Origin of the sequence: Streptomyces ossamyceticus (assembly GCF_001418475.1) — a bacterium.
Classification (GTDB): Bacteria; Actinomycetota; Actinomycetes; order Streptomycetales; family Streptomycetaceae; genus Streptomyces; species Streptomyces ossamyceticus.
The window spans coordinates 1-6907 of the sequence record NZ_LIQX01000623.1; the positions used below are offsets into that span (position 1 = coordinate 1).

General features: G+C 71.9%; 8 protein-coding genes. 3 read left to right on the top strand and 5 right to left on the bottom strand.

Annotated features, from left to right (window positions below; all coding sequences use genetic code 11):
• The first annotated feature begins 187 nt into the window (after positions 1–187).
• On the top strand, positions 188–1057 hold the full coding sequence (locus AOK15_RS35035; RefSeq protein ID WP_055522335.1) for an Fpg/Nei family DNA glycosylase: 870 nt from the start codon (positions 188–190) through the stop codon (positions 1055–1057).
• Between the two features lie 106 nt (positions 1058–1163).
• Here AOK15_RS35035 and AOK15_RS35040 read toward each other — a convergent pair whose 3' ends face one another.
• The 4 genes from AOK15_RS35040 to AOK15_RS35055 form a co-directional block, all read right to left on the bottom strand.
• Positions 1164–1823 carry a hypothetical protein gene (locus AOK15_RS35040; protein WP_055522336.1) on the bottom strand — a complete coding sequence of 220 codons (660 nt, stop codon included), beginning with the start codon at positions 1821–1823 and terminating at the stop codon, positions 1164–1166.
• 227 nt (positions 1824–2050) lie between these two features.
• Entirely contained in the window at positions 2051–2566 is a 516-nt protein-coding gene (locus tag AOK15_RS35045; protein ID WP_055522337.1) for a hypothetical protein, read from the bottom strand.
• 147 nt (positions 2567–2713) lie between these two features.
• Positions 2714–3259 (bottom strand): sigma-70 family RNA polymerase sigma factor, encoded by a 546-nt coding sequence (locus AOK15_RS35050; RefSeq protein ID WP_055522338.1) that lies wholly within the window; start codon positions 3257–3259, stop codon positions 2714–2716.
• 470 nt (positions 3260–3729) lie between these two features.
• Positions 3730–4191: a universal stress protein gene (locus AOK15_RS35055; RefSeq protein WP_055522339.1), complete on the bottom strand. Its 462-nt coding sequence runs from the start codon at positions 4189–4191 to the stop codon at positions 3730–3732.
• Positions 4192–4386: 195 nt separating this feature from the next.
• On the opposite strand from AOK15_RS35055, the gene AOK15_RS35060 reads away from it, so the two are divergent.
• Positions 4387–5241, top strand: coding sequence for a polysaccharide deacetylase family protein (locus AOK15_RS35060; RefSeq protein WP_055522340.1), 855 nt, complete (start codon positions 4387–4389; stop codon positions 5239–5241).
• Between the two features lie 53 nt (positions 5242–5294).
• Here AOK15_RS35060 and AOK15_RS35065 read toward each other — a convergent pair whose 3' ends face one another.
• Positions 5295–5966, bottom strand: a complete 672-nt coding sequence (locus tag AOK15_RS35065) for a class F sortase (protein WP_055522342.1) — start codon at positions 5964–5966, stop codon at positions 5295–5297.
• A gap of 332 nt (positions 5967–6298) precedes the next feature.
• On the opposite strand from AOK15_RS35065, the gene AOK15_RS35070 reads away from it, so the two are divergent.
• Positions 6299–6790 carry a hypothetical protein gene (locus AOK15_RS35070; RefSeq protein WP_055522344.1) on the top strand — a complete coding sequence of 164 codons (492 nt, stop codon included), beginning with the start codon at positions 6299–6301 and terminating at the stop codon, positions 6788–6790.
• Positions 6791–6907 lie beyond the last annotated feature (117 nt).

Sequence of the window (6907 nt, forward strand, 5' to 3'; positions counted from 1 at the left end):
CCCCGCGCCGCTGAGAGAACGGGCCTGCGGCCCGTCCCTAATGAAAAGCACGGGGCGCAGCCCCGGTCGCTGTTCAGGGGCGCGGGGAACTGCGCGAGAACCACGACGGACCCGCACCCGCCGACGCACCCCGCACCCCCGAGCTACGGGGCGCCCGGCGAAGCGCCGCAGGCATACGCTGGATGGCATGCCGGAACTGCCCGAGGTCGACGCCCTGCGGGACTTCCTGGTCGGCGCTCTCGTCGGCCATGAGGTCGTCCGCGTGCTGCCCGTGGCGATCAGCGTGCTGAAGACGTACGACCCGCCGGTCACCGCCCTGGAGGGGCGGCAGGTCACGGCGGTGGGCCGATACGGGAAGTTCCTGGACGTCGAGACGGACGGCGGCGAACTGCACCTCGTGACCCATCTCGCCCGCGCCGGCTGGCTCCAGTGGCGGGACCGGCTCCCCGACGGGCCGCCCCGCCCCGGTGGCAAGAGTCCGCTCGCGCTGCGCGTCGCGCTGGAGACCGGCGAGGGCTTCGACCTGACGGAGGCCGGCACCCAGAAGAGGCTCGCCGTGTACGTCGTACGGGATCCGCTGAGCGTCCCGGGTGTCGCCCGGCTCGGCCCGGACCCCCTCGCCGACGACTTCGACGCGTCCCGCCTCGCGGAGCTGCTCGCGGGGGAGCGCCGCCAGATCAAGGGAGCCCTCAGGGACCAGAGTCTGATCGCGGGCATCGGCAACGCGTACAGCGACGAGATCCTGCACGCCGCCAGGATGTCGCCCTTCAAGCTGGCGTCCTCCCTGAAGCCGGAGGAGGTCCGCGAGCTCCACGAGGCGCTGCGCACCACGCTCACGGAGGCCGTCGAGCGCTCACGGGGCCTGGCCGCCGGGAGGCTGAAGGCGGAGAAGAAGAGCGGACTGCGGGTGCACGGCCGGACCGGTGAACCCTGCCCGGTGTGCGGGGACACCGTCCGCGAGGTGTCCTTCAGCGATTCGTCGCTGCAGTACTGCCCGACCTGTCAGACCGGGGGCAAGCCGCTCGCCGACCGACGGATGTCGCGGTTGCTGAAATAGCGCGGCGGCGGGTCCGGGACCGTCCCCGACTCGGGCCCGTCCATGATCCGCAACCATTGAAGGTACGGACCAGGTGCGGGCCGGGCGGCCGGGCCCGGCGGGCGGCTCAGCGCCAGGCCGGGGCCTTCAGCGTGACCAGGAGTTCACCCTCCTGGCTGCGTACCTCGAAGTGGCTGATGTCCTCGCGCTGCATCGAGGTGCCGCCCTGCATCTCGGAGGGACGGTCCGCGCCCTCGGGGGACTTCCAGTTGGCGGCCGTCTCCTCCGACCCGTCCTTGCCGATCACGATCAGCCGGCAGGCGTGGGCGCCCTCGGCCTCCTTGACCTTCAGCTGGATGTCGCTGCCCCAGATCCGGTCCTCGGCCCTGACCTCGGCCCACACCCCCGACTCGGGGTCCGTGGCCGCGACCTTGTTCGGAGGGGCGCCCGGACCTGCGAGAACGGCGACGGCGGGGGCACCTACGGCGATGATCACGGAGGCGGCGACGGCGAACAGCCAGCGCCTGCGACGTGCACGACGGCGGGCCGCCACCTCGTCGAGCAGCCGTCCGAGCAACTGCGGGCCGGGCGCCGCGAACGGGTGCACGGCGCGCGGTGTCGCGTTCCGGTACAGCATCAGCTGCCGGGCGGCGGGACGGAACTCGGTGACCTGTACCGCGCACTGGGGGCAGCCGCGGACATGGTCCTCGAAGTGGAAGGACTCCACCTCGTCGAGCACGCCCAGCGAGTACGCGCCGACGTCGTGATGACGATCCTGGGACCACATGGCAATTCCTCGGGCCGGTGTGCGGTGGGGGTTGCTTCCTGCCCCCACCGGTACGGACCAGACCCGAGAATCACTCAAGTCCCGCGACCAATGCCAACCAAAAGATTCGGAGCCGTGATCTCGGCGGATTGGTCACCGACCGAGAAAACTTCCCCACCGCCGCCCGAACCGGCAGTTCACCGCACCGACACGCCCCGGTCACGCGGAGTGTCCGCGGGGCGGCGTCCTCAGAAGAGATGGATCGCCAGATGGCCGAGCGGCAGACCGAGCCGCCAGGCCGGTGTCCAGACCTTGGGACCGTCGTCCTCGCCGAGCACCGCCCCGCCCCCCGGCACCGCGTCCAGATCGGGCGCGAGCAGTTCGGTCTCCTCCAGCCACCGCCAGGTCGCCGCCGCCAGTTCCAGGTCCGGCGCGGGGCCGCCCACCTCCAGCGCCTCGGCGGTGAGGTGGGCCATGCGCTCGCCCACCCAGTCCTGCCACGGCTGGTCGTACGCCGTCAGCGACAGCCAGGTCTCCAGCTGGGTGACGACCCGGATGCCGGAGAGCTCACCGCCGGAGTCCGCGAGGAAGATGGTCAGCGCCAGGGCGTCGCGCCCCGCACGGAACTCGAAGGACGTCGGCGGCATGAGGTCGCCGGTCCGCAGCAGTTCCTCGGCGATGTACTCGGCGTAGAACCACGCCATGGGGACGGTCAGTTCGCCGCCGCCGGCGCCGTCCGTGCTCTCTTGACCTCTGTGCAGCATCCCTTCCTGCCTTCCTCCGGTACGTGCGCGTCGCCCGACACCGGGCCCCGGGGCAGGGCCCCATCCGGAACACGGATGAGGACAGCTGATTGCTCAACAGCGGTCCTCAGCAAGGCGCTTTACGGAGGTTTGACTCGGCCATGGGTTTCACCGCAGGTCGGCCGCGTATCCCGGAAGCACCCGGCGCAGGGCGCGCAGTGCGTAGTAAGCGCGCGACTTCACCGTACCGGGCGGGATGCCCAGGGCTTCGGCGGCTTCCGCCACACTCGCCCCCTGGAAATACACCTGCACCAGTACTTCCCGGTGTTCCGGAGTGAGTGTCTTCACAGCTTCCCGCACATCGAGGGTGGCGACGGACCGCTCGGCGTGGTCAGCCATCACTCGGGCGTTCTCCAGCACCGCGTCCCCCACCTCCGCGGGGCGCGCCTGCCGGGCCCGCCGCGCGTCGATGGCGAGGCGCCGGCCGACGGTGAGCAGCCAGGGGCGCACGGAGTCGAAGTCGTCGGCGCGCAGCGCCTCCGGGTGCTGCCAGGCGCGTACGAAGGTCTCCTGCACGAGGTCCTCGGCGCGATGACGGTCCCCGTCGGAGAGCCGCAGCAGCAGGGCGAAGAGAGGGCGTCCGTGTTCACGCTGGATCTCGGCCAGTTCGTGTTCGGCGGTCGTCCCGTTGGTGATCGTGGTTCCGGCCGTCATGGGCGTATGGGAACGCGGGCGGCTCCCCGGGGACAGGGGCCGGTCACGGGTGTGCGGCGGGCGGTCGAAGCTGTCGACGAACGGTGCGACGAACGGTCCGTCGGCAGGTCGGAGGGGCTGCCTCCGGCTTCCGCGCCGCTCCCCGGCCTCGCTCCGCGAAGCCCGGCCCGGTGTCAGCGACGGCTTGATGTCGGCGCTCCGCCCGGCGCCCCACCCGGCGGTCCCTCGCGGGGGACCGGCTCAGGGCAGGCTGGAAGGGCGTGTGGGGGACCGGGACCGCTCACGGGCCGGAGTACTCCGCCGAACCCCCGCCGCGGCCCCCAGCGGCCACCGCACGGCTCCGCCGCCCGACACCGCGCCGTCGCCCGGCTCGGGCCCCGCAGCCCAAGGGTCTCGCGGCGCAACGCTCCCGCGGCACTCGGGCCTCGACCGCTCGACGCGGCGCCGCGTGACTCTCGTCGTAGGTCGGGCTACGGGACCACCGTCACCGGCCAGCGGCCCGCCCTCACCAGGCGGATCGCGACCGAGCCGACGATGCGGTGGCCGGCCTGTTCGGAGGCGCCCACCACGACCGCGTCCGCCTTGAGGTCGTCCGCCGCCCTGACCAGCCCGTTGTACGGGTCGCCGCGGAACGTGTGGAACTCCCAGCGGGTCTCGAAGACGCCCTTCACCTGCTCGGCGGCCTCACGGATCTGCGCGACGAGACTCTCGGCGATCTCGTCGGTCGTCCCGGCCACCGGCACCCCGAGTGCCGCGCCGGCCGCCAACACCGGCTGCACGTACACGATCGCCAGCAGCGCCCGCTGCCGCCGGGCGAGGCCCGCCGCGTAGGCGACGGCGCGCAGGGAGGAGTCGGAGCCGTCCAGCCCGACGAGGACGACCTTCGGCCCGTCGGTACCCCGTTCGAACTGGTGCGCTTGCTGATCCGTCACGGTGGTGAGGCTATCCGAGAGCCCCGGCACCGGCGTGCGCCGGGCGGTCGCAGAGAGGAGCGGGCGCGAGAGGCGTGGGCAGAGGTGCACGGACGGGCGCCAAGAGGGCGCGAAACTACTCCGATCGGGTGTTTCCATGCGGCCGCTCCGGTGTCGTGGTGGTGCGCCGTTCCCGACCTGGTCGAGTCATGAGTCATGACGAAGGATCAGATGTTCACGCGCCGCCGCCTCCTGCTCGGCGGTGCCGCCCTGCTCGGAGCGGCCGGTGTCGCGGGCACGACCGCGCTGCTCACCGGCGAGGAGAGCGCCGGCCCGGCCCGGGGCGCCGCCACGGCCGCCGGTCCCGGCGCCCGTCCCGCGTTCAAGCCCTCCACGTACCGGTTGCAGCCCATCGCCGGCTACGGCGCCCCGCCGGTCCGGCGCCGTACCCTCGTCCCCGCCACCGTCCGCAGCCGGCCCTACCTGCGGGTGGACGGACGCGGCCGGACCATGGTGCTGACCTTCGACGACGGCCCGGACCCGCGCTACACCCCCGACATCCTGCGCATCCTCCGCAAGCACGACGTCCGCGCGATGTTCTTCGTGTGCGGCGAGATGGTGGACCGGCACAAGGACCTGCTGCGCGCGATGGCGGACGACGGGCACGCCGTCGGCAACCACACCTGGTCGCACCCCATGCTGCCCAACCTGTCCCGGTCCAGAATCCACGCCGAGATGTCCCGCACCAGCGAGATCATCGACAAGGCCTACGGCGAACCCCCGCTGTGGTTCCGCGCCCCCTACGGCGCCTGGAACCGCGCCACCTTCGAGTTCGGCGCCGAACTCGGCATGGAGCCCCTGGCATGGACTGTGGACACCCTCGACTGGAGGGCCCCGGCGGCGGCCACCATCGCGGACCGCGTGGAGAAGGGCGCGGCCCCCGGTGTCGTCGTGCTCTCCCACGACGCGGGCGGCGACCGCTCGCAGAGCGTCCGCGCACTGAGCGCGTACCTGCCCGAACTGCTCGACTCGGGATATCGGATCACGGTGCCGCAGCGGAGATACGCGTAGCACCGAAAAGAGCGAATCGGCTCCGGGCCTTCGCCCGCCCGGTCGGGGAACGCTCAGCGAACCTCGACCAGGCGGGCGAACACGACGACGTTCCCGTCGTAGCCGTTCTGCTTGGAGAAACCGCCCCCACAGGTGATGACCCGCAACTCGGGAATTCCGCTGTTGCCGTAGACGCGGTCACCGGGGAAGTTGTTCTTCGCGAAGACCTCGATGCCGTAGATCTCGAACACCGCGGTCTTCGCGTCACCGCGCTGCACCTCGACGCGGCTGCCCTTCTTCAGCGCCCCGAGACCGTAGAACACGGCGGGCCCCTGATTGTTGTCGACATGGCCGACGACCACGGCGGTGCCCTTCTCGCCGGGGGAGACCGCACCGGTGAACCAGCCGGCGAGGTTCGGGTCCGCGGCGGGCGGCGCGTCGACCCAGCCCTGGGCGTCCAGCCCGACGGGCACGACCGGCGCGTCGACCTGGATCGAAGGGATCCGCACCCGGTCGACCATGGCGTACGGCAGGGGATCGGGCACATTGGTGAAGGTGCCGTGGGGGGTGCTGCGGCTGTCGGCGGCGGCCGCCTGGGCGGGTTGCGGCGGTCCCACGTCGAATTCCCCCGAACCGTTCCGGATGAGAGCGAGACCGGTCAGCAGAACCAGCGCTATCACGCCCCACGGCGCGCGCTTTCTCCGCCGCTCCTCCTCTTCGGCCTCGGCCGGCTGGGACCAAGCCATTCGCCATCCCCTCTCGACACGGCCGTCGCCGCGTCCGTCGCGCATAGGGAAACGCTAAGCGCGCCGCATCAGGACGGCGACGGGTCAGGTACGAACGGGTGGCGGCGAGCCGGGGCCCTCGGCCATCCGAGTCGCCGCTCCCAGGAATTTTCTGACGGTCCGTGACCTGCGGCGATATCCGGCGACGCGGAATTATCACGGCGTGTCCGCTCACCAGGACGGACCAGCCCCGAAATGCGGCCCTGTGCACGGCATCTGAGGGTCTATTCGGGAGGCGCTTTCTCGCCGATCGACCGGGGACGGGTCCCGGGGCGTCTTCCGCGGAGGATCACATGCGTACTACTCGTGCCCTGGCGGCTTCGGCCGTCGCGGTCACCCTGGTCGGCCTCGCCGCACCGACGGCCGCCGCCTGGGACCAGCCCACCTCGGTCACGGCCGCCCCCCAGGTCATCGCCCGGGGCGGACAGCTCGTCCTCACCGTCAGCGGCGGCGACGCGTGCGCGACGCCCAACAGCACCATCAGCTCGAACGCGTTCCCGACCACCAACCTCAGGTCCGTCGACGGGCGGACCGCCACGGCGACGGTGCGCGTCAACACCAACGCGAGCCCCGGCGCGTACAGCGTCACCACCACCTGCGAGGGCCAGCGCAGGACGGTCAACGATGTCTTCACCGTCATCGGCGGTGTCCGCGGCGGCCTCGGCGGCAGCAGCTCCAGCGGGGCCACGCCGACCGACATCGCGATCGGCGGCGGACTGGTGGCCGCCGCGGCCATCGGCGGCGGCGTCTTCTGGATGCGCCGTCGCTCGGAGAGCAAGATCTGAGGTCACCACGGCACAGGCCCCGGAACAGGATCTGTCGCTCACTCCCTTCGGAGCACGGATCGCACGCCGTTCAGCCTTTCGCCCCGGTATCCCGCAGCGGGATACCGGGGCGAAAGG